At 32.1% G+C, this 25640-nt stretch carries 29 protein-coding genes; 2 read left to right on the top strand and 27 right to left on the bottom strand.

Going from position 1 to position 25640, the window contains the following annotated elements:
• Position 1: 1 nt before the first annotated feature.
• The 16 genes from HMPREF9943_RS03850 to HMPREF9943_RS03775 all read right to left on the bottom strand — a co-directional run bounded on the left by HMPREF9943_RS03850 (position 2) and on the right by HMPREF9943_RS03775 (position 13328).
• Positions 2 to 439: a hypothetical protein gene (locus tag HMPREF9943_RS03850; protein WP_004802199.1), complete on the bottom strand. Its 438-nt coding sequence runs from the start codon at positions 437 to 439 to the stop codon at positions 2 to 4.
• Positions 440 to 531: 92 nt separating this feature from the next.
• A complete protein-coding gene (locus HMPREF9943_RS03845; protein ID WP_004802196.1) occupies positions 532 to 1149 on the bottom strand; it encodes an MBL fold metallo-hydrolase in 618 nt (205 codons plus the stop codon).
• 34 nt (positions 1150 to 1183) lie between these two features.
• Complete coding sequence (gene rpmG / locus HMPREF9943_RS03840; protein ID WP_004802193.1) at positions 1184 to 1333, bottom strand: 50S ribosomal protein L33; 150 nt, start codon at positions 1331 to 1333, stop codon at positions 1184 to 1186.
• A 74-nt stretch (positions 1334 to 1407) separates the two neighbouring features.
• Positions 1408 to 3465, bottom strand: coding sequence for a peptidoglycan D,D-transpeptidase FtsI family protein (locus HMPREF9943_RS03835; RefSeq protein ID WP_004802191.1), 2058 nt, complete (start codon positions 3463 to 3465; stop codon positions 1408 to 1410).
• A 15-nt stretch (positions 3466 to 3480) separates the two neighbouring features.
• A complete protein-coding gene (lepA, locus tag HMPREF9943_RS03830; protein ID WP_004802189.1) occupies positions 3481 to 5283 on the bottom strand; it encodes a translation elongation factor 4 in 1803 nt (600 codons plus the stop codon).
• Between the two features lie 2 nt (positions 5284 to 5285).
• The gene (locus HMPREF9943_RS03825; protein ID WP_004802188.1) at positions 5286 to 5621 is read right to left on the bottom strand and encodes a single-stranded DNA-binding protein; all 336 of its coding nucleotides are present in this window, start codon (positions 5619 to 5621) and stop codon (positions 5286 to 5288) included.
• Positions 5622 to 5660: 39 nt separating this feature from the next.
• Positions 5661 to 5987 (bottom strand): holo-ACP synthase, encoded by a 327-nt coding sequence (locus tag HMPREF9943_RS03820; protein WP_004802186.1) that lies wholly within the window; start codon positions 5985 to 5987, stop codon positions 5661 to 5663.
• Positions 5987 to 6703, bottom strand: coding sequence for a hypothetical protein (locus HMPREF9943_RS10050; protein ID WP_004802184.1), 717 nt, complete (start codon positions 6701 to 6703; stop codon positions 5987 to 5989). Before HMPREF9943_RS10050 ends, HMPREF9943_RS03820 begins: the two co-directional genes overlap by 1 nt.
• Positions 6704 to 6715: 12 nt before the next feature.
• Complete coding sequence (locus tag HMPREF9943_RS03810) at positions 6716 to 7036, bottom strand: thioredoxin family protein (protein ID WP_004802183.1); 321 nt, start codon at positions 7034 to 7036, stop codon at positions 6716 to 6718.
• A gap of 4 nt (positions 7037 to 7040) precedes the next feature.
• Positions 7041 to 7688 (bottom strand): tRNA (guanosine(46)-N7)-methyltransferase TrmB, encoded by a 648-nt coding sequence (gene trmB / locus HMPREF9943_RS03805; protein WP_004802180.1) that lies wholly within the window; start codon positions 7686 to 7688, stop codon positions 7041 to 7043.
• 13 nt (positions 7689 to 7701) lie between these two features.
• A complete protein-coding gene (locus tag HMPREF9943_RS03800) occupies positions 7702 to 8418 on the bottom strand; it encodes a pseudouridine synthase (RefSeq protein ID WP_004802179.1) in 717 nt (238 codons plus the stop codon).
• Complete coding sequence (locus tag HMPREF9943_RS03795; RefSeq protein ID WP_004802176.1) at positions 8408 to 8887, bottom strand: hypothetical protein; 480 nt, start codon at positions 8885 to 8887, stop codon at positions 8408 to 8410. The genes HMPREF9943_RS03800 and HMPREF9943_RS03795 overlap by 11 nt, the downstream gene beginning before the upstream one ends.
• A gap of 103 nt (positions 8888 to 8990) precedes the next feature.
• Positions 8991 to 9869: an aldose 1-epimerase family protein gene (locus HMPREF9943_RS03790; protein ID WP_004802174.1), complete on the bottom strand. Its 879-nt coding sequence runs from the start codon at positions 9867 to 9869 to the stop codon at positions 8991 to 8993.
• A 9-nt stretch (positions 9870 to 9878) separates the two neighbouring features.
• The gene (nagA, locus tag HMPREF9943_RS03785; protein ID WP_004802172.1) at positions 9879 to 11006 is read right to left on the bottom strand and encodes an N-acetylglucosamine-6-phosphate deacetylase; all 1128 of its coding nucleotides are present in this window, start codon (positions 11004 to 11006) and stop codon (positions 9879 to 9881) included.
• 66 nt (positions 11007 to 11072) lie between these two features.
• Positions 11073 to 11468: a GtrA family protein gene (locus HMPREF9943_RS03780; RefSeq protein WP_004802171.1), complete on the bottom strand. Its 396-nt coding sequence runs from the start codon at positions 11466 to 11468 to the stop codon at positions 11073 to 11075.
• A 69-nt stretch (positions 11469 to 11537) separates the two neighbouring features.
• Positions 11538 to 13328, bottom strand: coding sequence for a flavin reductase (locus tag HMPREF9943_RS03775; protein WP_004802169.1), 1791 nt, complete (start codon positions 13326 to 13328; stop codon positions 11538 to 11540).
• 161 nt (positions 13329 to 13489) lie between these two features.
• Here HMPREF9943_RS03775 and trxA point away from each other — a divergent pair, with 161 nt between their 5' ends.
• Complete coding sequence (gene trxA, locus HMPREF9943_RS03770) at positions 13490 to 13807, top strand: thioredoxin (protein WP_004802167.1); 318 nt, start codon at positions 13490 to 13492, stop codon at positions 13805 to 13807.
• Positions 13808 to 13819: 12 nt separating this feature from the next.
• A complete protein-coding gene (locus HMPREF9943_RS03765; protein WP_004802165.1) occupies positions 13820 to 14362 on the top strand; it encodes a glutathione peroxidase in 543 nt (180 codons plus the stop codon).
• A gap of 37 nt (positions 14363 to 14399) precedes the next feature.
• Here HMPREF9943_RS03765 and HMPREF9943_RS03760 read toward each other — a convergent pair whose 3' ends face one another.
• The 11 genes from HMPREF9943_RS03760 to HMPREF9943_RS03710 all read right to left on the bottom strand — a co-directional run bounded on the left by HMPREF9943_RS03760 (position 14400) and on the right by HMPREF9943_RS03710 (position 25599).
• A complete protein-coding gene (locus HMPREF9943_RS03760) occupies positions 14400 to 14774 on the bottom strand; it encodes a hypothetical protein (RefSeq protein ID WP_004802163.1) in 375 nt (124 codons plus the stop codon).
• Between the two features lie 40 nt (positions 14775 to 14814).
• The gene (locus HMPREF9943_RS03755; RefSeq protein WP_004802161.1) at positions 14815 to 15093 is read right to left on the bottom strand and encodes a glutaredoxin family protein; all 279 of its coding nucleotides are present in this window, start codon (positions 15091 to 15093) and stop codon (positions 14815 to 14817) included.
• A gap of 55 nt (positions 15094 to 15148) precedes the next feature.
• Positions 15149 to 15895, bottom strand: a complete 747-nt coding sequence (gene yaaA / locus HMPREF9943_RS03750; RefSeq protein ID WP_004802158.1) for a peroxide stress protein YaaA — start codon at positions 15893 to 15895, stop codon at positions 15149 to 15151.
• Positions 15892 to 16344, bottom strand: coding sequence for a thioredoxin-dependent thiol peroxidase (bcp, locus tag HMPREF9943_RS03745; protein WP_004802156.1), 453 nt, complete (start codon positions 16342 to 16344; stop codon positions 15892 to 15894). Before bcp ends, yaaA begins: the two co-directional genes overlap by 4 nt.
• Positions 16316 to 17455: an Mbeg1-like protein gene (locus HMPREF9943_RS03740; RefSeq protein WP_004802153.1), complete on the bottom strand. Its 1140-nt coding sequence runs from the start codon at positions 17453 to 17455 to the stop codon at positions 16316 to 16318. The genes bcp and HMPREF9943_RS03740 overlap by 29 nt, the downstream gene beginning before the upstream one ends.
• 178 nt (positions 17456 to 17633) lie before the next feature.
• Positions 17634 to 18896, bottom strand: a complete 1263-nt coding sequence (locus HMPREF9943_RS03735) for a dihydroorotase (protein WP_004802152.1) — start codon at positions 18894 to 18896, stop codon at positions 17634 to 17636.
• 97 nt (positions 18897 to 18993) lie between these two features.
• Positions 18994 to 20475, bottom strand: a complete 1482-nt coding sequence (locus HMPREF9943_RS03730; RefSeq protein WP_004802150.1) for a DUF1846 domain-containing protein — start codon at positions 20473 to 20475, stop codon at positions 18994 to 18996.
• Positions 20476 to 20559: 84 nt separating this feature from the next.
• Entirely contained in the window at positions 20560 to 20823 is a 264-nt protein-coding gene (locus tag HMPREF9943_RS03725; RefSeq protein ID WP_004802149.1) for a metal-sensing transcriptional repressor, read from the bottom strand.
• Complete coding sequence (locus HMPREF9943_RS03720) at positions 20813 to 23545, bottom strand: heavy metal translocating P-type ATPase (RefSeq protein ID WP_004802147.1); 2733 nt, start codon at positions 23543 to 23545, stop codon at positions 20813 to 20815. Before HMPREF9943_RS03720 ends, HMPREF9943_RS03725 begins: the two co-directional genes overlap by 11 nt.
• Positions 23546 to 23617: 72 nt before the next feature.
• Positions 23618 to 24940 carry an aspartate kinase gene (locus HMPREF9943_RS03715; RefSeq protein WP_004802145.1) on the bottom strand — a complete coding sequence of 441 codons (1323 nt, stop codon included), beginning with the start codon at positions 24938 to 24940 and terminating at the stop codon, positions 23618 to 23620.
• A gap of 56 nt (positions 24941 to 24996) precedes the next feature.
• Positions 24997 to 25599, bottom strand: a complete 603-nt coding sequence (locus tag HMPREF9943_RS03710) for an ECF transporter S component (protein WP_004802143.1) — start codon at positions 25597 to 25599, stop codon at positions 24997 to 24999.
• Positions 25600 to 25640: the final 41 nt, after the last annotated feature.

Here is a 25640-nt window from a genome sequence, read left to right as displayed (position 1 = left end):
TTCAGCACCCTAAGTTTTTAATAAGTTTATCAACACTGATCATAAAATAATGAATAAATTCTATTCTTTGATGAGGAGTGAGGAATTTGCGGCAAAGAAGAATATAAACAATCAATAATTCTTCTTTTCCTAGAGTTTCTAAGCTTACTGATGTTTTTAATTCTCTTTGATCATATATTTCAATACTAAATGGAGAATAAGAAAGATTCCTGAAAAAGTCAGAAAGCTCTGTCTCATCTTTAGCTAATTTATTAGCTAAATCAAATCGCTCCTTTGAAAGACAAATATGGTTTTTGTTTCCATCTGTTTTTGTTATTCTAATCATTTCAAAAGCAATTTTTGCAAGCAGTTCATTCAATAGTGAGATCTTTATTTTATCTAAACAAATAACCTCGTAATATCCATTATTTGATACATTTATTCTACATATACTTTCCAATCATATTCCTCCAATCTGTAATCCCTTCTAATATAACTATTCCCATAAAAAAAGAAATTTTCTCAAGAAAAAAGAAAAAATCTACAAAACAATTATTTGTTTTGCAGATATGGATTATCAATCTGTTCGATTTTTAGGGTTGTTTCCGGACCGTGACCACTATATACAGTAGCATCAAATTTCAACTGACTGAGCATAAAGCAAGTATCAGACATATCAGTTATTGAAGAACCGGGAAAATCATATCGTCCAATATTTCCTTTAAATAATGAATCTCCTGTAAACAATGCATTCTCTTTCTCAAAATAAATCAGTACACTGCCGCAAAGATGACCGGGAGAAGGAATAATCTGCACTGACTGATCCAGAAAAGTCATCTTTTCACTAAAAAGCTCTATATGTCCATAATATCTGAATTCTTTGCCAAATTGATTAGAAAGATTATAAATAGGATCTTTTAAAATTTTAGAAGAATCCAATGAAGCATATATTTTTATATCTTTATTAAAATTCATCAATTCAGGAATACCGGCAATATGATCATAATGAGCATGAGTAAGCAAAATAGCTTCTAATAAAATATTATGATCACTGAGATATTTAATAACCGGTTTAATAGGGTATCCCGGGTCAATGCAGATAGCTTTGTGATTATTAATAACCAAATAACAATTTTCCTGAAGGAACTCTAAAATAAATTTTTTTATCATATCTTTTCTCCTATAAAAAAATAAGCCCTAAAGCTTATTTTTTTTCTCTATGAACAGTCTTTTTATTACATCTTGGACAATATTTTTTAACTTCCATTCTACTAGGATGAGTTTTTTTATTCTTAGTACCGATATAGTTTTCTTCACCACATTCAGTACATTTATAGATGATATTTTCTCTCACGTTCTACACCTCCAATAAGCTTGCTTACATATCATATCATACGGATTTATAAAAATCTATCTTTTTTTTTAAAACTATCCTGTATAGCCATATTTTTTAAAATAAAGATCCATAGCATATCTAAAAGTTCTTGGAGCAGAGTTATTGTTGATCTGCATTTCCACCATAACAATACAAGCAACTTGTGGTCCGGACTTACCATTATAAGGTCCGTAGCCAATAAATATATGGTTAAAAGCTGTCTGATTGCTTCCAACCTGAGCTGTACCTGTTTTTCCAGCAACTTTATAAGGATATCCAGCAAACCCGCCACTAGGTGTTCCAAACTCTACAACCGCTCGCATCCCTTTCTGAATTTGAGTAAATGCAGTTTTATACTGACTAACATCATCAACAACGGTCTTTTTAAATTGATGCAATGTCACTCTCTCTCCCTCATCATTAGTGACATAAGAGCTTTTATAAAGATGCGGTTTTACCTTTACACCTCCATTAGCAAGAGTAGCAGCATAAGTTGCTAGTTGCATAGGAGAATAGGTATCATACTGACCAATAGAGAAATCAAGCAAATTACCTGGTAATTTACTAGATCCTCGATATCCTAGTGTTTCAGCAGGTACATCAAGACCGGTCTTAACACCTAAACCTAATTCACCTGCGGCATTTCTTAATTTAGTAAAAGCATTATTATTAATTCTTAAAGGCTGATTTTTGCGATAAACACCGCCGCCAAGCTTAATAATAATTTTCATCATATAAATGTTAGATGAATAAGCCATAGCTGTTACCTCATTTAAATTTCCCAGACCACGCAAATTCCATGAATGCTTTGCCGGTGTTCCCGCAATTTGAATACCTTCAGCAGTATCTGCCTCATAATGATTAGCTTTAATAATGTTATTTTTAAAGCATGTATATAAAGTAGCTGCCTTCATAGTAGAACCAATTTCATATGCTTCTAAATAATTTCCTGATTCCCAATCAACAATTTCACCATTATTCATTCTTCGCTTGCCAGCCATAGCAATAATATCACCGGTTGCCGGTTCAATAAGGACACAATAAATATGCTTATTATAAGGCTCGCCGGAATGACTTTTCAATTCATTATGAAGATAGTCAGAAAGCTTTTTTTGAATCTCATAATCGATAGTCAGTTGAATATTACGCCCATTATTTCCATTACTTTTCTTTTTAACAATCGGATTGCCATTAGAAGAATACTGAAGCTGATAAGCACTTTTACTTCCGCTTAAAACATCTTCATACTGTTTCTCTATACCAGATGTGCCAACACGTGAATCATTACTGTAATTAAGTGCTAAAAGCTGATCCTTCAATGTAGCTGGAAGCCCCTGTTTTTTAGTAGTAACCTTACCTAAAATGCTTTTCAGTGCAGTCTTATGAGTATAAGCTCTCTTCCAGTCACTAGTTACCTTTACTCCTCTTAAAAGTTCAGTATTTTCACCAATCAGGCTAGCCTCTTTTACTGAAATTCCTTCCAATAAAACAGCACTTCCTGATGTACATGACTTAATAGCATAAAAAAGCTTATAATATTTAATATCATCTTCAGACATTTTTTCTTTTAATATTTTATCAGTAATACGTTCAATCTCCAGATTATAAAACTTTGTATTAAAATCTTCCTGACCTCTTAGCTGTTTCTTTTCTTCATTAGTAATTAATGATTCAACATAGTTCTTATCTTTCATGATAAGATAATCTTTTAATTCTCTTGTAGTTACAGAAGAAATATCAACATTACAGTTCTTTATCAGAAAGTTAACCATTGCTTTTATCTCTTCTTCTTTAATATCTTTAACCGAATAATAAGTAGCACAAATAACATTCTCATTATATACAAGTTTTTCATAGTTACGGTCAGATATTTCTCCGCGCAGAGCATCTACAGTAAAGGTATTTGTACTGTACTGTTCAAGCTTAGTCATATAATAATCATTATTAGAAATCTGTATTACAAACAAACGTAAGGCATAAATAGAAAAAACAGCAATCACAAAACCTATAACAATCCAAAAACGTCTGCTAAGAGTATTCTCAGAAGTATTCTTGATTGCCTGATTAACTTCTTTAGTTCCTTTAAAACGAATATGCTGCTTATTAAACATTTTTATCACCTCACATTATTCATCCACAGACAAAATAGCCATAAAAGCTTCTTGTGGAATCTCAACACTACCTACTGCCTTCATACGCTTCTTTCCTTCTTTTTGTTTTTCAAGCAATTTTTTCTTACGTGAAATATCACCGCCATAACACTTTGCCAAAACATTCTTTCGCAAGGCCTTGATGTTGGTACGGGCAATAATTTTTCCCTGCAAAGCTGCCTGAACCGGAACTTCAAACTGCTGAGAAGGGATTAGCTCTTTAAGTTTCACACAAAGGGCATGTCCTCTTTCCCTAGCAAAATCTTTATGTACAATAGAACACAGTGCATCAACCTGCTCACCATTTAACAGAATATCCATTTTCATTAAAGCTGATTTGCGATATCCGGATAATTCATAATCATAGCTGGCATACCCTTTAGTATAAGACTTCAACTTATCAAAAAAATCAAATATAATTTCAGATAAAGGCATACTATAAATAACTTCACGCCTAGTATCATCTAAATATTCAATATTTATATATTCTCCTCTTTTACCCTGACATAATTCCATAATACTGCCAATATAGTCTTCAGGGGTCAATATCGAAACCTTAACATACGGCTCCTCTATTGTCTTGATATAATTAGGTTCAGGAAGAGCTGCCGGATTATCTATTTTTATCATTGTTCCGTCAGTTAAATAGCAATGATAGATAACACTGGGAGCAGTAGCAATTAAATCAAGATTAAATTCTCTTTCCAGTCTTTCCTCAATAACATCCATATGAAGCAAACCTAAAAATCCACATCTAAAGCCAAAACCTAATGCCTGTGATGTTTCAGGCTCAAAAACCAAAGATGAATCAGAAAGAGAGATCTTTTCTAAAGCTTCACGAAGTTCTTTAAACTTAGCATTATCAACCGGATAAAGCCCGCAAAAAACCATCGGATTCATATGCCTATATCCTGGCAAAGCCTGATGAGAAGGATTTTCTAGTGTCGTTACAGTATCACCGACATGAATATCCTTAATATCTTTAATACTGGCAGCTATCCAGCCGACTTCTCCGGTTACAAGCTGCTCTTTTTTTATTTCTGCGGGTGTTCTGACTCCTAATTCAGTAACTTCATAAGAACTATCAGTAGCCATAAAATGAATATGATCACCGGTTTTTATACTGCCTTCTTTTACACAGACAAGAATAATAACACCACGATAAGAATCATAAAAAGAATCAAAAATTAAAGCCTGAGTAGGATTATTAATATTTCCTTTCGGAGCTGGGAGTCTTAAGACAATCTGCTCCAGTACATCTTCAACATTTAAACCTGTTTTAGCAGATATTAGCGGTACATCATGAGCAGATAACCCAATATCATCTTCAATTTCCTGAATCACTCTCTGTGGCTGTGCACTAGGTAAATCTACTTTATTGATAACCGGAAGAATCTCCAAATCATTATCAAGTGCCAGATAGACATTTCCTAATGTCTGAGCTTCAACACCTTGTGATGCATCGACCACCAAGACAGCTCCATCGCAGGCAGCCAGTGAACGAGAAACTTCATATGAAAAGTCAACATGACCCGGTGTATCTATTAAATGAAAAAGATACAACTCTCCATTCTTCGCTTGATAAGTAAGTTGAACCGCATTCAGTTTAATAGTAATTCCTCGTTCTCTTTCTAGCTCCATATCATCAAGCATCTGTTCTTTTAAATCACGATTACTTACAGTCCCTGTCAACTGCAAAATGCGATCTGCCAAAGTACTTTTTCCATGATCAATATGAGCAATAATAGAAAAATTTCTAATATGTGACTGATCAATCATAACTATCCTTTCTCTTCTAATAATCTATCAAGTATTTCCACTTTTTCCCCTCTTAATACAATAACTGGAAACTGTTTAAAATATGGCTGTTCTCTTAAGTTAATTAAACGTCCTGTAACAGCAACAAGACTGCCAATTTTACAAGCTCCATTAACCATTTCCGCCATCCCATTCCATAACACAGCCGGAATAAGATCAAATTCAATTTCATTTTCACCAACCTGAAAAGGCTGTTCCAGTCTAAGAATCATAAGTGCATCCTTGTTAGGATTGTTTTCAAATACTGTTTCATCAGGGAGACTCTCAATTCTCCCTACTACAAATACATGATTATACATATCATTAACTCCTCCTTATTTTTATATTAATAAGTTTTTTTATTTTATAAGGACAAAGGCAATCGCATAATTATGTTCATGACTAATTGATATCAAAGCATGAGGATCATTTAAATAAGGACTGCCATCAAAATTATTCAAAATACTGATATCTTTAAATTTCTTACCACCAAGACCTAAATGATAAGCTTTAAGATAAGCTTCCTTTCCGGCAAACCTGCCACCAACAAATTCAAGCTTTCTTTTATCTGAACTGAGCTTTAAAAAATAAGCGTATTCTTCATCAGAAAGAATATGCTTAATAAATGTTTGATTAGAAATATCCAGCCGACGCAAATCGACCATATCAACGCCTATTCCCTTCATCAATCTTTAAACTTCTTTTCATAAAGATTCATCAGCTCGTCAAGACTCATGTTATCATCAATTTCATCAATAAGAGAATTATCTTTCTTAAAATCAAGCTTAAACTTGCCGGTACGCTCTTCAATAATCTTCAGATCATCCTGTGACTCATCAGTTAAAGAAGCGATATTTCTCAATCTATTTTCAACTGAATCAATAACTTTTCCATCCCCATTAATATCATCCAATTCAGGATTTTTACGGTTCTTATAAGTGTCTTCAGCATCTTCATTAAAAGCTCTTAATTTCTTTGCCAGTTTAGATTTAGCAGATTCTTTTTCTTTAACAGCTACAATCTCTTCTTCCTCTTCCGGTCCATAGAAAGGTGATAAGATCTGTGTGAATCCATCAGGCTTTCTTTTATAAACTTTCCGTTTGACAGGTATATTTTTTTCCTCTGTTTTAGTTTCTTCTCCTTTAGAAGTTATTCCGAACATTGGGGAAATAACCTGACTCATTCGATAAGTTTCTTTTTTCTTTTCAATAGGCTTTGGATCTTTCTTTACTTCTTTTTTCTTAATACTTCCTTTAGTCTCATTTTCCTCAAAATCATCCTCAAAAAGCATCGGCTTACTGAATTTCTCTTGACGTCTTTGTTCAACAATCGGATCAATATAAGGTTTTTCTACAACCTCATCAGTATCATCTTCTCCAAAAAACCAGCTCTTAAGACTCATAATCATATCCTCCTATTCACAGCCATTAATAAACATCTGTACTTCTTCTTTTGTCTTTCTTAATTTAGAAACAAAACGTCCTATTTCTTTACCCTGATTATAAGCAACAAAAGAAGGAATTCCCAATATTTCTAAATCAATACAAAGATCAATCATTTTATCACGATCAACATAATAAAAAATATAATCTTTATTTTCATTAATAATATCATTAATATAAGTTTTCATAAAATGACAATCAGGGCACCATTGAGCACTGAATATCATAATACATTTGTTTTTTATTGCATTTTTATAATCCTCTACTGATGTTATTTCTATTAATTCATTCATAACATTACCCCCTTACATGTACCTTTAATTGATATATAGGACCAAATGGTGAAAACTTACGTTCATATTCAGTCATAATATTATCGTCATAGCCATCACTATGATGTAAATCCAGACAGACATCATCCCAGATAAATTCTTTATCTGAAGCAATAGAAACAAGTGAATATTCAAAAAGTTTTCTATTGTCTGTCTTAAAAATCAGAGAGCCTCCCGGCTTTAAAATTTTCTTATATAGATCTAAATATTTTTGATATGTAAGTCTTCTTTTAGCATGTCTTGATTTTGGCCATGGATCAGAAAAATTAAGATATATCCTATCAATTTCATGATCACTAAAAATATCACCTAGTCTGATTGCATCATCTTTCACTAAACAAAGATTATTTAAGTGCTCATGATTCAAAACTTTTCTTAAAGCCTTCTCCATTACAGTAGAATACTTCTCAAGGCCAATGAAATTTATATCAGGTTCATTTAGAGCATGATGAATGATAAAATCACCTTTCCCCATACCAATTTCTATTGAAATCGGATGATCATTGCCAAAGGATTGATGCCATTTCCCTCTCATATTTTCGGGTATAACATAGACAAGATCAGGGTATTTTTTTAAATTATCATTTGCCTGCGGATTATTTCTTAACCTCATAAAACCTCCATTTTTATAAATATATCATAAATTCACTCAATAGGCTATCAATTTCCTCTTGGCTAAGTGAGCGATAATCTCCTTCTTTTAATGCATCATCAAGGATTAAAGGACCCATGCTGATTCTTTTAAGCTGCAAAACTTGTTTTCCTCTAGAACTAATCATTCTCTTAATCTGATGATATTTTCCTTCCATAATAGTAATACGAACATAAGATTGGTCCTCAAATTCTTCTAAAACTTCAATATCTCCCGGTAAAGTTTTAAAATCTTTTAATTTAATGCCTTCTCTAAATGCTTTAATATCTTCATGGGTAATTCTACCTGATATATAAGCTTCATATATTTTTTTAACATGGTGTCTAGGAGAAAGTAATGCATGAGCCAGCTTTCCATTATTAGAAATAAGAATCAGTCCGGTCGTATCCTTATCAAGTCTTCCAACCGGAAACAAATTATCATGATAATCATCAATCAGATCAATAACAGTAAGTTCAAATGGATCTCTAGATGCACTTAAGCACCCTGCCGGTTTATTAAGCATATAATAAACAAATGGCTGATATCTGACAGTTTTACCATTAAACTTTATTGTATCCTGTTCATTAATATGTAATTTACTGCTTAAGACTAGCTGATCATTAACCATTACCCTTTTTTGCTTAATAAACGATTTCACCTCTTTACGGCTGCCAAGTCCGGAAAGATGAAGATATCGATCAAGTCTCATAATTAACCTCAAAGATAAAATGCTTTCTCTGATTTGTATCATCAGTATATTCAAAATAACACTTTAAAGGACTTTTCTTTGTCACCAGACCGCTTAAGCTAATGCCTTTATAATAAGACTTGCCTTTATCAATGTAATTAGATTTTAAAGAATACTGTTTAGTATCAAAAAGACCTAAACTGGGATGATAACTGTCTTTTTTATAAGAACTGTATGATAAGCATTTAATATTCTTATATGTCCCTTTAGGTTTATCAATAATCAGATCATAACGATATGAATTGTTCATTGAAGAGTAAAAGAGTCTGGCCTGAAAATAAGGTTTATGAGGAGTTACCGAACCGGATTGAATCTTATTGATAATCTGATGATATTCTTTTAAGGAATATGTTTCTTCAGATTTTACATTATCTTTACTGCTACATCCGACAGTTAATAAGATAGCTAAAATTAAAAGTATTTTTTTCATAATAATTCACCTTTATTATTATAACATAAACAAAGAAAAAGGCTAAACTATTTTAGCCTTAATTCGATGTTTATGAAATTAGTAAATAACATTTATGGAAATATCATTGATTAATTTCAATGATAAAATCAGCCTTAAATATCTGACCTTTCTCTAACCTGACAATGCTTTCTTTATCTTTAAATTCACCATTAAAATCAACATAATCAGTATGTCCAACCCATGGTTCAATGGCTAATAAACCTCCCGTATGTTTACTTGTCCAGATACCGACATGATCAAAATTATGCATATGAAAAACAATTGATTTAGAGTTTGATAGAGATTTTAACGCTATTGATTCACTCTTAAAATCAGGAATCACAATAGCATCAGAATTGAACATAGCCTGTCTGATAAAGAAATGTCTTTCATTTTCAAGCAAAGGCAATACCCCTCTGCTCATGCCTCCACGGGCAGGACAAATCAGTTTCTGACTGACTGTTTCTTTTTGGGAAAATTCAATATAGTAATCATTAGCATCCTCTCCTTCTATAAAAGGACAGGCAAATGCCGGATGACCGCCTATCTGAAAATAAATTTCTTTCTCTTTTGTATTCTTTACTTCAAAAATAGCTTCAAGAGTATTGTTATTCAAACAATAAGTAACTGTTAAATCAAAATCATAAGGATACATGCATTTTGTTTCATCATTAGATTCTAAATGTAATATTACCTGATGCTTATCCTGACTTAAAACCGCATACTCACTATTACGAGAAAAGCCATGCTGATTCATTTTATAAGTCTGACCATTAATTCTAGTCTGTCCATCTTTGAGAGCTCCTACAATAGGAAATAAGACCGGTGCACTATGGCCCCATAATGAAGGATCCTGTTTCCACATATAATTAATATGATCCTGAACACCTATAATCTTAGAAATCTCAGCACCTAACGGTTCAATCTCAACATATAAAAACTCATTTTCTAATTTAATCATAGACTGCTCCTAAAATTTCAATATACCATCAACCATCGTATGCATAATATCAATATTAGCATTAAAGAAAATTAAATCAGCTTTAGCACCAGGTGCAATTCTTCCTAAATCTTTCCTATTTAAAGAATCAGCCGGATTTCTAGAAGCATAATTAACAGCTTTTACCAAAGAAACATTTAAATGTTCAACAGCATGTCTGACTTCTTCATTCATACCGGCAATAGATCCTGCAATTGTTCCATTCTCCAGTTCAGCACGTCCATCCTTAACAAAAACCTTTTGTCCTCCCAGCATATATTCACCAACAGGCATTCCTGCCGCCTCTAACGAATCAGTAACAAGAACAAGCTTGTCATCGTCTTTCATCTCTGCCAGAATTCTTGCTGAAGGCCATTTAACGTGTTTTCCATCAAGAATTAATTCAGCATAAAGTCTTTGATTAAGCATAGCAGTACCTACAATACCCGGCTCACGATGATGAAGAGGAGTCATCGCATTATATGTATGTGTTGTAGAATTAGCACCATAATGAATAGCTTTTACTGTTTCTTCAAAAGTAGCATTACTATGACCTACAGAAACAGAAACCTCATGCTTTGCAAGATAATCAATTAATTCTAAGGCTCCTTCTCGCTCCGGAGCAATAGTAATCTTCTTAACCAACTCTTCATGTCCATGACAAAGTGCTTTATAATTTTCTATACTAGGGGCAATAATTGCACTTTCCGGTTGAGCACCTTTATACTTTGCTGAAATAAAAGGTCCCTCTAAATGAACACCAATAATTTTAGCACCGGTCACTTCATCCTTATACTGTCCAATCGCATCCATTGCTCTGGCAACATCTTCAATAGGCATAGTCATTGTTGTTGGTAAAAAGGATGTAACACCTGTTTTTAAATGTTCTCTACTCATGATTTCAAGTGATTCTTTGGTGGCATCCATAGTATCAGCACCCTTACGTCCATGAGTATGAACATCAATAAATCCCGGAGATACATAAAGTCCTTGGGCATCAATAACTTTTGCATCATCAGAATTCTGAAAACCTAGAATCTTATCATCATCAATCAGTAAATCAGATTCAATAATTTCATCTTCCAAAATAATTTTTCCATTTCTAATTAATGTTTTCATATCTTCCTCCTGATATCAGTATAACATTTATGATTAAAAAGTAAAAATGAAATACGTAATTAAATATCATACTTTCTTTGTCTTAAAAGCCCAGTATTTAGTAATAAGATAATTTAAAGGAGCAATAATAATAAGAATATAAATCAAAGCTGAATCTGCAGAAACAGAAAATACTTTTAAAAATATATAAAGTAAAATTTCTTTTAAAATAATACCTGTAGAAAAATATGTCATAAAATTTTTCCCTAAAGAAAATAACCTATTTCTTTTTTCTCCATCCCTCTTCTTATAAACAATAAATTCATTAAATACAAAGGAAACAAGCGTACTCACAATAAAGCCGACAATAACACTCAGATAAGGTGTTATCATCAAATACTTCAAACAAATAAGATATGAAAAATATTCAGCAGCAGAACTACTAATACCGCCAATTGTATATTTAATTAATTCAATAATCATTATTTTCACCTGTTTTATATTATATAAATAAATGTTTTATTAAGCAATTAAAAAGCAGGAAAATCCTGCTTACTTAATCTTTTCAAAGTCTGATGCACCATGTTTACATAATGGACAGATAAAGTCATCCGGTAACTCTTCTCCTTCATAAACATATCCGCATACCTTACATACCCAGCCTTTTTTACCTTCAGTTTCAGGTTTAGGCTTAACATTATTCTGATAATATGTATAAGTCATTGTTTCAGTATTAGACAGGACACGAGCTTCTTCAATAGCACATAAATACATATGATGACTATCTAAATCAATTGTCTGTTCAACTTTTAAAGCCATTACAGCATTAATATACTGTGGCAGTATTACAAGACCATTATCTGTACGTGATACTTTCATTCCGGCAAATTTATCTTTTGTACGCCCGGAAACAAAACCATATTTTTCAAAAACACTGAATGGTGCTTCCTGAGAAAGACAGTTAACATTTAATTTACCCGTTTTCATAATGATATGATCTGTATAATTCTTTTTATTAATACAGACAGCTAATCTCGTCGGATTCTCTGAAACCTGTGTAACAGTATTGACAATACAGCCATTATCCTGCTTACCATCATGAGTTGTCACAACATATAATCCATAACCTAGTCTAAATAAAGCTGTTAAGTCATTTTTATTAGCTTCCTCACTAGAATTAATATACTCACTGCATAATTCATCAGCCAATTTCTTCATGCTTTCAATACTGTCTTCATGCACAGCTGAATTAATAGTAACCTTAGTTTCAGCATAAGTCAGATTTTTACAAGGTGTCAGCATTTTTTGCATAATTCTGGCAGCCATCGGTGCCCATGTTCCATTCTCTATAAATGCAATATGACGCTTAGAAAAATTTCTTTCTGTTAAATGATCAATATATTCTCTCATATAAGGGAAAATATCTGCATTATAAGTTGTTGTTGCAAAAACAATCTTGCCATAACTAAAAGCATCAGCAACAGCAGCACTCATATCACATCTTGCCAGATCATAAATCTTAACATCAGGACATTTATTTTTCTGAAGCATATCTACAAACTTTTCAACAGCTTCCCTAGTATGCCCATAAACACTTGTATAACAAATTAGAATACCATCCTTCTCTGTCGCATAGCTTGACCATTTATCATATAAATCTAAATAATAGCCAAGATTTTCTTTTAATACAGGACCATGTAAAGGGGCTATAGCCTGTATATCAATTGCTTCCGCCTTCTTGAGAAGACTCTGAACCTGCATTCCATATTTTCCAACAATACCAATATAATATCTTCTTGCCTCATCAATCCATTTTTCATCATGATCCAATGCTCCAAACTTACCAAAAGCATCAGCACTGAAAAAAACCTTATCATGCATATCATAAGTCATCATAACTTCAGGCCAATGCACCATTGGAGCAAAAATAAACTTTAACACATGAATACCCAAAGACAACTCTTCGCCATCTTTAACAATCAATCTGTTCTTACCAAACTCTTTACCGAAAAAACGTTCCAGCATATTAAATGTCTTATTATTACCAACCAGAATTGTTTCGGGATAGACATTTAAAAAATTCTCAATATTTGCAGAGTGATCAGGTTCCATATGCTGAATAATTAAATAATCTGGCTTACGATCATTTAATGCAGCACTTAAATGATCCAGCCATTCATGTTTAAAATGAATATCCACAGTATCCATAACAGCAATTTTTTCATCCTTAATAACATAAGAATTATAAGCCATTCCATGAGGAACAGCATATTGTCCTTCAAATAAATCTATCTGATGATCATTAACCCCTACATATTCTATAGAGTCCGTAATTGCTTTCATATTCTTTATATCCCCTCTCCTTTTCACTCTACATATTATAATATATCTTTATCATGATAGCAATATCACAAAATAAAATTACTTTCTTTTTATACATATGAGTTGACAATCCTATTATATTGTGTACAATATAATTGTAATTAATTAAAGGAGATAAGATTATGTCAAAAATTTTAAACAATAATGAATTTGAAAATGAAGTACTTAAATCATCTATTCCGGTATTAGTTGATTTCTATGCTGACTGGTGTGGTCCATGCAAAATGATGGGTCCGGTATTAGATTCTATTGAAAAAGACTATAAAGGAAAAGCAAAGATTGTAAAAATCAATGTGGATCAAGAACCTGAATTGGCCGCTAAATATGGCGTTATGAGTATCCCGAATTTCAAATTATTTAAAAATGGGCAAGTAAAAGATGAGGCTTTAGGAGCTATTGGTAAAAATATCCTTACAGCTAAACTGGATGCATTATTATAGGAGGTTTTTATAATGAATTTTTATGATTATAATGTGATCAATGCAGCCGGTGAACCGGTAAGTATGAGTGATTTTAAAAATAAGGTTGTTATGGTTGTAAATACAGCTACCGGATGCGGCTTTACGCCACAGTATAAAGATATAGAAAGCATGTATGAAAAATATCATGATCAGGGATTAGAAATAATTGATATTCCCTGTAATCAGTTTGCCGGTCAGACACCGGGCAGCGATAAAGAGATTCATGATTTCTGTACACTAAACTATCATACACAGTTTCCACAAATGAAAAAATCTGATGTCAATGGGAACAATTCACTGGAGTTATATGAATATCTGAAGAATCAGCAGTCTTTTAAAGGATTTGGTAAAGGTGTAAAGGCTTTAGCCATGAGTGCTATGCTAAAAAAGATTGATAAGGATTATAAGAATAATTCCGATATTAAATGGAACTTCACAAAATTTATTGTTGATCGTGAAGGCAATGTTGTCGCAAGATTTGAGCCTACTGTAAAAATGAGTGAAGTTGAATCATTTATTCTTAGTCTATTATAAAAATATCCCTTAAAGTATTTTGGCTTTAAGGGATATTTTAATTAACCAACTGTTTTTTTGTTAGTATATCATATTCTTCTTTTGCTTCTTTTATTTCCTGAGGAGTATTTTCTTTTAGCTGATAAGATTGTGATGATTCACTATAAATAAGATACGGTTCTATTATTTCCACCAGCATATTGATTTCTTCCTGCTCATTAAGCTCATCAAATCTTTGATCTTTCTCAAAAAAATCAATATAAAGCTTATTTGCAGCAGTCTCACCAAAAGCCTTCACAAGCTTTTCATAAAGATGCAAATACATATCATGAGCACCTTTATTATATCCTGAAAGAGTCCCCTGTTCATTACCATTCTGATACCCTTTATTATAAATATCTAATAAGAGTTCTTCTTTTTCTTCAAAATTCATATTAAGCCTCACTATACAATTAATTAGGCATACCATATGCCTAATTAATTGCAATATCCAATACTTTTTTAACCTCTTTTTTTATTTGTTCATAAGTCATACCAATATGTGCTTCAAAAATTTTCTGATCATCTACATAAAATGTAGGAGTGGCATAATAATCAAATTTATCCGCAAATTCAGGTTCCTTTGATTCTTCAACAGCATGAATCTCGATTTTTTCATAATCAGGATTCTCAGCATACAATTCTTCTAAAGCTTTATGTGCCTTATGACAATAACCACAATCATCTAAATAAAACATTGTAATTTTTTTCATAGTTTTCACCTCTTTTTTATTATACTAAGTTCTCTATTATTCTCAAATAATATGCTTATTCTTTATTTTCAATAAAATAATACAAAGATTCAGTACTTAAACTGTCATCAAATAAATAATGATAATCATTAAATTTTTTTATATCCTCTTTATCGGCAATCCGGTTTTCAGCCATAAATCTAACCATTGCCCCTCTTGCCATCTTTGCTTTAGTAGCTTTAGTAATGATCTTTCCTTCTTTATACTCGCCAAAAACAATATGAATCATATGATCATTTTCTTGAAGATAGTTTTCAACACACTTGGAATACTCTTTAGAAGCCAGATTAATAATCAAATGATCTTCATCAATAACTTCTCTATAGATTAAATCATCCCAATAGTCATAAAGACTTTTAGTATCATTAATCCCTGCTCTGGATTGCATTTCAAGACGATATAAACAAATTCCATCTAAAGGTTTTAAGACACCATAAAATGCTGATAATATTCTTAAATGCTTTTGTATATAATCAAAAGCACCGGTACTGAATATTTGTGGAGCCATATGTTTAAAAACAAGTCCATCATAGCTTAAGACAGCTGGTGATAAAGCCTGTTTTAAATTCATCATTCTAATTCTTTCCTGATTCAATAAAACTAATTTATCATTACATTTCCATAATTCTTTTAATTCTTCATAGCTTAATGATTGAAGATAATTTAATAATTTATAACTTTTTGTTAAATAAACAGGTAAATCGGAATATCCCAGAGAATCATCAAAGATCATATTTTTAGCCGGTGATAAAATAATTCTCATAGCATTTCAGCCATTTCTTTTGGATTATCAGCAGGCTTGACTTTCTCTAATGCTTTTTCAATTATTCCTTCTTCATTAATCAGATAAGTTGAACGTACAATTCCCATATATGTCTTTCCATACATCTTTTTTTCTTTCCATACATCATAAGCTTCAATGACTTTATGATCCGGATCAGCTAATAATGTAAAGGGAAGATTATATTTTTCCTGAAATTTCTTATGTGATTTTACTGAATCTTTACTGACTCCCAAAATAACAGCATTTTTTTCCAGAATATCAGGATAAACCTGTGCAAAACCACATGCCTGTTTTGTACAGCCTGATGTATTATCTTTAGGATAAAAATAAAGAATAACTTTCTTTCCTAAATAATCACTTAATTGGTGTACTTCTCCCTTTTGATCTTCCAACTTGAAATCAGGTGCTTTTGTTCCTAGTTTTAGCATTATTTTTCCCCTCCATATGTTTAAGCATGCTCTTACCGGTAATAGCTGCTAATAAAGATAATATTTTAATGATAAGTATTCTATGCTCTTTTGACAAGGCTGTCATAGCTTTCATAATAGCAAATATATTTCTAAAGTTCATGTTTGAGAAATCAGTCATTGTTACGATATTAGCTTTTTCTAAAACAATAAAAAGACTTTCCACAAATATTTCTCTTTGATCATTAGGAATACGTTCAAGCCATTTCTTAAAGATTTTTTCTATTCGAATACTTTCCTCATTACGATAAACAGCTTCCTTAAAATGATTTCCATCAACGATCCAGTTTTCACCATAATGCTGATTTAACCCTTCTTCAAAACTTGCAACCATGTGCCCCAATTCAGCATATTCAAATGTCATCGCAATAATAGAAAATTCAGGAGTAAAAGCATGAATCTTTTTTTTAATTTTATTATATCTTTCAGTATAATGAAAGCTTTCTTTAAGACCGGGGCTATCAAAAAGATAAAATTCATTTATCTTTTCAACTGTTCTATTTTGACAATTTAAGGCACCGAATAAAGCTAAATTTCCTCCCTTAGAATGTCCGCCGATAATATATTTCTTAAAATGGCCCTTAAAAGAACAATCAATTGTAGAATTTAAATAATCTACAGCAGATAGCTGAGCAGGTACAGAAGTCATATAGATCATCATCCAGTTTTCTTTCCATCCGGTTAAACTATTATCAGTTCCTCTGAAAGCAATAAAATAGTGATTTTTAGTATATTCTATATGAATACCGGAAAACTGAATAATATCTTCATAACTTGTCTGATCACAATAATGATAAAATTTAACCTGAGAAAATCTTTTTGACTGTGTCATCAGATAAATCAGTTCTTTATTTCTCTGTTTGGTTTTTTCTTCATCATCACTATTAGCATTATCATTGCGGACAAGAGCTAAATAAACTTCATTAATGCTAATGCCTTCATAATAAAAATCACTAAAATCTATATAAGATAGTATTGAAAAAATCATTGCATCTATCTCATTAAAAGGATCATCCTTAAAATCAATTGAACCTCTAAATCTTAAATAAGTAAAAATATTTTCCTGAATCAAAGTATCATCCCCTTATAATAAATAAAGAGGAAAAGTCCTCTTTATTTATTAACATCTCATTAGTATTGCTTATAGACTTAAGATATATAAGCAACATAACAATATTTACCTATTCTTAACAATTAACATTGTAATTATCTATAAATATAATGTCAATCAATAAAATTCTTTCAAATGATTAATGTGAATAGACAATATTCCCATGATGAATAGTATATTTTACTCTACCGGTCAGCTCATGACCGATAAATGGTGAATTTACTGATTTTCCCTTAAAATCATTTAAGCTTACAGTCCATTTTTCATGTGGATCAAAAATCACAATATCAGCTTTTTTACCTATTTGAAGTGTTCCGCAATCAAATTTGTAGAATTTTGCCGGATTAATAGTCATTTTTTCTAATGCTTTAGTTAAAGTTAAATGACCGGGCTCAACTAAATGAGTAATAACCAAAGCTAATGATGTCTCTAATCCAATCATTCCACTTGGGGCCTTATCGATACCTCTCTCTTTCTCTTCTTTACTGTGAGGAGCATGATCAGTTACAATCATGTCAATAATATCATTTTTAAGTCCCCAAATAAGTTTGAGACGATCTTCTTCTGTCCTAAAAGGCGGATTTATTTTAGCATAAGCACCATATTTAAGAACATCTTTTTCTGTCAAACATAAATGCTGAGGGGTTACCTCACAATAAACATTAACTCCCAGTTTTTTCATTAATTGAATGATATCAACACTCATTCCGCTAGATAAATGTTGAATATCTATTTTTGCACCTGTTTTTTTAGCAAGAATGCAATCACGAGCAATAAGCACCTCTTCTGCTTCTTTACATGCTCCCTTAATTCCTAGCTGTCTGCTTACTTCTCCTTCATTAACACCTGAAGATCCAATCAACTGAGCATCTTCCTCATGAAGAGATATAGGAAGATCAAACCTGTGCGAATATTCAAAAGCTTTTAATAAAATCTGCGGATCACCTATTGGGATACCATCATCAGTAAAGCCACATACTCCTGCCTGATAAAATGCTTCCATATCAGTCAATTCTTTTCCTTTAAGACCAAGGGTAACATTAGCACACTGATGAATAGATAAAGGAAGATTTTGTGCACGATTCATAATATCATGATATACATCTAAACAATCTACAGCCGGAGATGTATTAGCCATTAAAACAACTGTTGTAAAACCACCGGCAATAGCTGCCTTAGAGCCACTTTCAAGATCTTCCTTATATGTAAATCCAGGATCCCTGAAATGCACATGAGCATCCACCAGTCCCGGAGCAACTACCAGTCCTGATGCATCAATAGTTTTGTAATTACCTTTAATTTGTCCCAGTTTCTTAATTATCCCATCTTCAACCAAAATATCCATCACTCTATCAATTTGTAGACTTGGGTCAATAACTCTACCATTCTTTATTAAAAGCATACCTATCCTCCTTTAATAAATCTATTATAAAATAAAAAAAACATCATCTCAACTTAGATAATAAAAAGAAGCAAACAAAAATTGTTTGCTTTAAAAATCATTTATGAAAAAGTTTATTTTCCTGATATTTTGGTTCACAAGTAAGATTAACACCTAACTTCTTAAAAACTTTAACGTCTATCTGAGATAGTATGACTGAAGAATGTGCTTCTAAGCCTTTAAGTCTAGGAAGCATAGCATAAGCCTGTCTGGCTGCAGAATTATCTAATGCAGCAATTGATAAAGCAATCAAAATCTCATCTAAATGAAGCAATGGATTATGATTACCTAAATAATTCACTTTCAATTCCATGATAGGTTCTATAACTCTAGGTGATATTAGCTTAACATCATCAGCAATACCGGCTAAATATTTTAAAACATTAAGAATTAAGGCACTGCTTGCTCCAAGTAATGAGCTTGTTTTACCGGTAACAATCACTCCATCATCAAGCTCCATAGCAGCTGCCGGAGCATCTGTTTCTAAAGCTTTATTATTAGCTGCCTTAACCACATTTCTATCAGCAATTGAAATTGATGATTTCTCCATCAGAAGCTGAATTTTATTAATTGTATTAGCTGATCCCTGCCCTTTTCTTTTATCACATAGAGCCTGATAATAACGTCTGATAATTTCCTGATTACTGGCATCTCTTGTAATCCGATCATCAATGATACAATATCCTGCCATATTTACACCCATATCTGTTGGTGATTGATAAGGGCTTTTACCGGATATTTTTTCAAACATAGCTTTTAATACAGGAAACACTTCAACATCACGATTATAATTAACAACTGTTTCCCCATAAGCTTCTAAGTGAAAAGGATCTATCATATTGACATCATTTAAATCAGCTGTAGCTGCTTCATAAGCAGCATTAACAGGATGATTTAAAGGAAGGTTCCAGATTGGAAATGTTTCAAATTTAGCATATCCTGCTTTTACTCCACGTTTAGCTTCATGATAAAGCTGGGATAAGCATGTTCCCATTTTACCGCTTCCAGGTCCGGGTGCAGTTACTACAACCAATGGACGTTTTGTTTCTATATAGTCATTTCTGCCAAATCCTTCTTCACTAACAATATGAGGAATATCTGAAGGATATCTCTCAATAATATAATGACGATAAACACGAATCCCTAAAGCCTTCAGCTTATTCTCATAAGCTAGAATAGCTGAAGATTCAGTAAATTGTGTAAGAACAACACTGCCTACATATAATCCAAAATTTGTAAATTCATCAATCAGTCTTAATAAATCCATATCATAGGTAATACCAATATCTCCACGTACTTTATTCTTTTCAATATCCTTTGCACGTATCGCAATCACAACCTCAGTCTGATCCTTTAAATGTTTAAGCATTCTAATCTTGCTGTCAGGCTGAAAGCCTGGCAATACTCTTGAGGCATGAAAATCATCAAAGAGCTTTCCACCAAACTCAAGATAAAGCTTTCCGCCAAAATGAGCTATTCTTTCTTCTATATGTTTAGACTGCAATCGTAAATATTTATCATTATCAAATCCAATTTTCATATTAAACCCCCATTAGCTATTAATATACATATAAAAGTACCTCAAAAGCAAGTATAAAATAATAAAGCTTCTCCTAAAGAAGCTTTATTTAACAAGTTTATCAATAACTTTAATCATTTCCTCTATTTTTTCTTCTTGTTGATGGCTTTTTACAGCTTCTAAGACACAATGTCTCATATGAGAAGCCAAGATTTCTTTGTTTGCTTTATTTAATATTGCCTGAGTGGCCATCAGCTGATTAGAAATATCAAGACAATAACGATCTTCCTCAATCATTTTTAAAATACCGTCTATCTGTCCTTTAGCAGTTCTCAAATATCTTTCTATCATCTTAGTATCAGCCTGCATTATGAATCTCCTTGATAGTCCCAACAGTATAACCTGCTTCTTCAATAACTTCTTTTAATGCATCGTCAGATGCATTCCCTTTAATAAATACTTTATTTTCAAACAATGAAACATCAACATGAACTCCTTCAATACTATTAATTGCTTCTAGAACATGATTCCGGCAATTCTTACACATCATATCAGTGACTTCTATTATCTTATCATAATTTTTTTCATTATACTTTTTATTAATTATGATTCCTGTAATCTCATATCCAGCTTCTTTAACAGTATCTTTAAACATCTGATCAGTCACTTTCTTATTAAAAACATTAATATAAGCTTCCTTATTTTCTAATGAAACTTCAGCTTCTACATTATCTAAAGCATTCAAAGCATTGGCTACATGTTTTTGACAATGGTTACACATCATTCCTTCAATTTTTAAAATCTTATCACAATTTTCTTTTGTAATCATAATATCTTCCTCTTTTTTAGTTACCTGTATATTTTCTTTAACAGGTATCTCCTTCGTTTTAAATAATCTTAATCTTAAAGCATTACTAACAACAAATACACTTGAAAAACTCATCGCCAGAGAGCCAAGCATAGGTGACAGCTTTAAGCCAAAAGAATGATAGAATAACCCGGCAGCAACGGGAATACAAAGAGAATTATAGAATAATGCCCAGAATAGATTTTCTTTAATATTCTTAATAACAGCATGTGATAAATCAATAATTGTGATTAAGTCTCTTAAATCATTCTTCATTAAAACAATATCACTTGATTCAATCGCAATATCAAGACCTGAAACAAAAGAAATACCCACATGTGCTCTCGTAAGAGCAGGTGCATCATTTATGCCATCACCAAGCATAGCAGTTATATACCCTTCTTCCTGAAGTTCTCTAACTATTCTTTCTTTATCGGCCGGTAATACTTCAGATCGATAGTCTATATCCAATTTATCTGCAATTGCTTTTGCAGTAAGCTCATGATCACCGGTAAGCATTATTGTATTTATATGTCTTTTATGAAGTTCCTGAATCACCCGGGCAGCTGATGGTTTTAATGAATCAGCCAATGTCATTAGACCAGCATATTTTCCATCAATCGCAAAATATAAAACAGTCTTTCCTTCTAAAGAGTAATCCTGATTGGCAACAGTAATATGATTTTCAGTCATCATTTTTAAATTACCTGCCAATACTTCACTACCATTAATAATACCTCTGATTCCCTGTCCCTGAATTTCATTATAATCAGTCACCTCTAAATAATCTACTGATTGATACTCAGTAATAGCCTGAGCTAAAGGATGTGAAGACATTGCTTCTAAAGATATTCCATATTGTAATAATCTTTGATCATTCTCTAAAACATCAATAACCTGAGGTGTTCCATTTGTGAGAGTACCGGTCTTATCAAAAATAATCATATCTATTTTATTAGCTGTCTCCAAAGCTTGTGCATCTTTAATTAATAATCCCATCTTAGCAGCTTTTCCTGTTCCAACCATAATAGCAGTCGGTGTTGCCAAGCCAAGGGCACAAGGACATGAAATAACAAGAACAGAAACCGCCATATTTAAAGCAAAATGAAAAGACTCACCGGCAATAATCCAAATAATTAATGTAATAAGAGAAATAAAAATAACTGCCGGTACAAAATAACCGCTAATAATATCAGCAAGTCTGGCAATAGGTGCCTTAGAACTGCCTGCTTCCTCAACAAGAGAAATAATCTGAGAAAGAGTAGAATTCTGATTTTCTTTTAATGTTTTAAGCAACATACGTCCATTATTATTCATTGTCGATCCAATAACCATATCACCTTCATTCTTTGTAACAGGGAGACTCTCTCCGGTAATCATTGATTCATCAACACTTGCTGATCCTTCTATGATGACTCCATCAACAGGAATACTTTCTCCACTTCTTACAACAACAACATCTCCAACATGAACATCTTCAATAGATACTTTTTTTTCTATTCCATCTACTAATATAGATGCTGTATCAGGAGCAAGATTCATCAGTGATTCAATAGCAGCACTTGTTCTTTGTTTGCTTCTCGCTTCAAAATATTTACCTAATGAAATAAGTGTCACAATCATTGCTGATGATTCAAAATAGAGATTCATGTGATAGTTATGAGCTGATGATAAATCATTTATCCCCATATAATAAGCCATCATATACATCGCATAAAGACTATAAATAATAGAAGCACCTGATCCTATCGCAATCAATGAATCCATATTAGGAGCTAAATGAAACAATGATTTAAAACCGCCAATAAAATAATGCTTATTAATATAAATAACAGGTATTGTAAGCAATAATTCAGTTAAAGCAAAAATCATCATATGCTTTTGACCTAAAAAAATTGAAGGAATTAGCGGCCAATTCATCATAGAACCCATAGACAAATAAAATAAAGGAATCATAAAAACAAATGATGCAACAAGAGCCTGTCTTCTCTCTTTTAAATCATCTTTCTTTTTTACTGATGATTCCTCTTTTTCATCATATAAAGCAGCATCATATCCGCCTTTTCTAACAGCTTCAATAATATCAGATGAAGTCAATTTATCCGGATCATAGTCTACCTCCATATTTTCAGCAAGCAGATTTACATTCACATCACTGACACCATGAAGTTTTCTAACACTCTTATCAACATGTGCCTGACATGAAGCACATGTCATTCCCATTACATTAAATTTTTCTTTCAATACCTACACCCCCTATGGGTATATAATATACTTATAACTATTTAATGTAAAGAAAAAAGACCGATAAAGGTCTTAATCATCATTAGTAATAAATTCATCATATATAGCACGTATAGCATCATCAAAATAGATGTTCCTTACACCTACAATAATATTTAATTCTGAAGATCCCTGATCAATCATTTTTATATTAATATTTTTCTTAGCCAAAGCATTAAAAACACGAGCAGCTGTTCCTCTTCCGTCTTTCATACCTCGTCCGACAATTGCAATTAACGAAAGATCAGATTCCAATTCAATGTGGTCAGGATTAACAGCTCGATGAAGACCAGATAGAACAGATTGTTCTTTTTTTATAAATTCTTTAGTATTCACAACAATGGTCATTGTATCAATGCCGGAAGGCATATGTTCAAAAGATAGCTTTTCTTCTTCAAAAACCTGTAACACCTTACGCCCAAAACCGATCTCTGAATTCATCATGTCTTTTTCAATCATAACTGTAGTAAAATCTTTTTTACCGGCAATTCCGGTTAAAATATGCTCCGGCTTATGAGCCGTTGTTTCAACGATTAAAGTACCGGGATCATCAGGTTGATTAGTATTTTTAATATTAATAGGAATACCCTGACTTCTTACCGGAAAAATAGAATTTTCATGAAGAACAGATGCCCCCATATAAGATAATTCTCTTAATTCTTTATATGTAATAATACGAATAGACTGAGGCTTATCAACAATACGAGGATCAGCAATTAAAAAACCATTTACATCAGTCCAGTTTTCATAAAGCTTAGCATGGATGCATTTAGAAACAATACTGCCTGTCACATCGCTTCCACCTCTTGAAAACGCCTGAATAGTATGTGAGTGATCATTCTTATAACCATAAAACCCCGGTATAACTGCATAGTCATGCTTTTTAAGTTCTTTACTTAAAAGAGGATCAGTACGATAAGCATCATAGTTGCCATTAATATCGACTCTAATAACATCTTTAGGATCAATAAAATCATATCCCAGATAATAAGCTAGGATCTTCCCATTCAGATATTCTCCTCGACTAACTGTATAATCAAATCCCGCTCCATTCATAATATCATTTTTTATTTGATCAAATTCATCATCTAATGAAAAATCAAGTGAAAGCTCATTAATAATCTCATTAAAACGATCAGTAATCTGAGTAAATATATGGTTAAAATGATCTGATTTTCTATTGGAATAAGCTAGAATCAATAAATCTGTAATCTTTGTATCATCTTTAAATCTCTTCCCCGGTGCACTATTAATAATATATCTGCGATCAGGATCACTGCCAACAATATCATAAACCTTTTTAAACTGGCTGGCATCAGCTAAAGATGAACCGCCAAACTTTACTACCTTAATCATAATGCTTTCCCCCTGCACATTCTATAGAATACCTTTAAAAATCAGAATAATCAATATTATTTAATATATCTTTTAATCACAACAGATATTTTCTTATAAATAAGAAAGGTTATGAAAGAAATCATACCATATTTAAAAAGATTAAAAGGGAACAATGAAAAGAAAAACATAGTTACAGTATTTTTTACTAATGGATTAATTACTGATACCATCTTTACAATACTTTCCATAGTTATACCGAAAATCTTGGCATATAAAGGGAAAATCAGCAGCCAATTAGAAATAATAGCAACAACTGATGTCCATAGTGTTGCCAAAGCAACACCTATAACTGCATATTTTTTAGTACGATGCTTACGATATATAAATGAAGCTGTACCCATAAAAACTGCAGATAAAATAAAATTTGAAAATTCTCCTATAAAGAATGTAGATGTTGGCTTAATCAGCAGTTTAATAATAATTTTTATAACTGCCGTTAAGACTCCTAAAAAAGGTCCAAAAAGGAAGCCTGAAATTAAAACAGGAAGATCTGAAATATCAAACTTCACAAATGTCGGAGCAAAAGGCAGACTAATTTCTATAAACATCAGCAGCGCTGCAATAGCTCCCAGCATTGATACGATTACAAGTGTTTTTGTATTTATTTTTTTTTCCATAATTGTCCCTTCTATGGTGAAAAAAATCTCCCATTATATTG

The sequence above is a fragment of the Eggerthia catenaformis OT 569 = DSM 20559 genome, assembly GCF_000340375.1.
Classification (GTDB): Bacteria; Bacillota_I; Bacilli_A; order Erysipelotrichales; family Coprobacillaceae; genus Eggerthia; species Eggerthia catenaformis.
The sequence above is the reverse complement of the archived record's forward strand: the minus strand, read 5'-3'. Positions and strand labels throughout refer to the sequence as shown.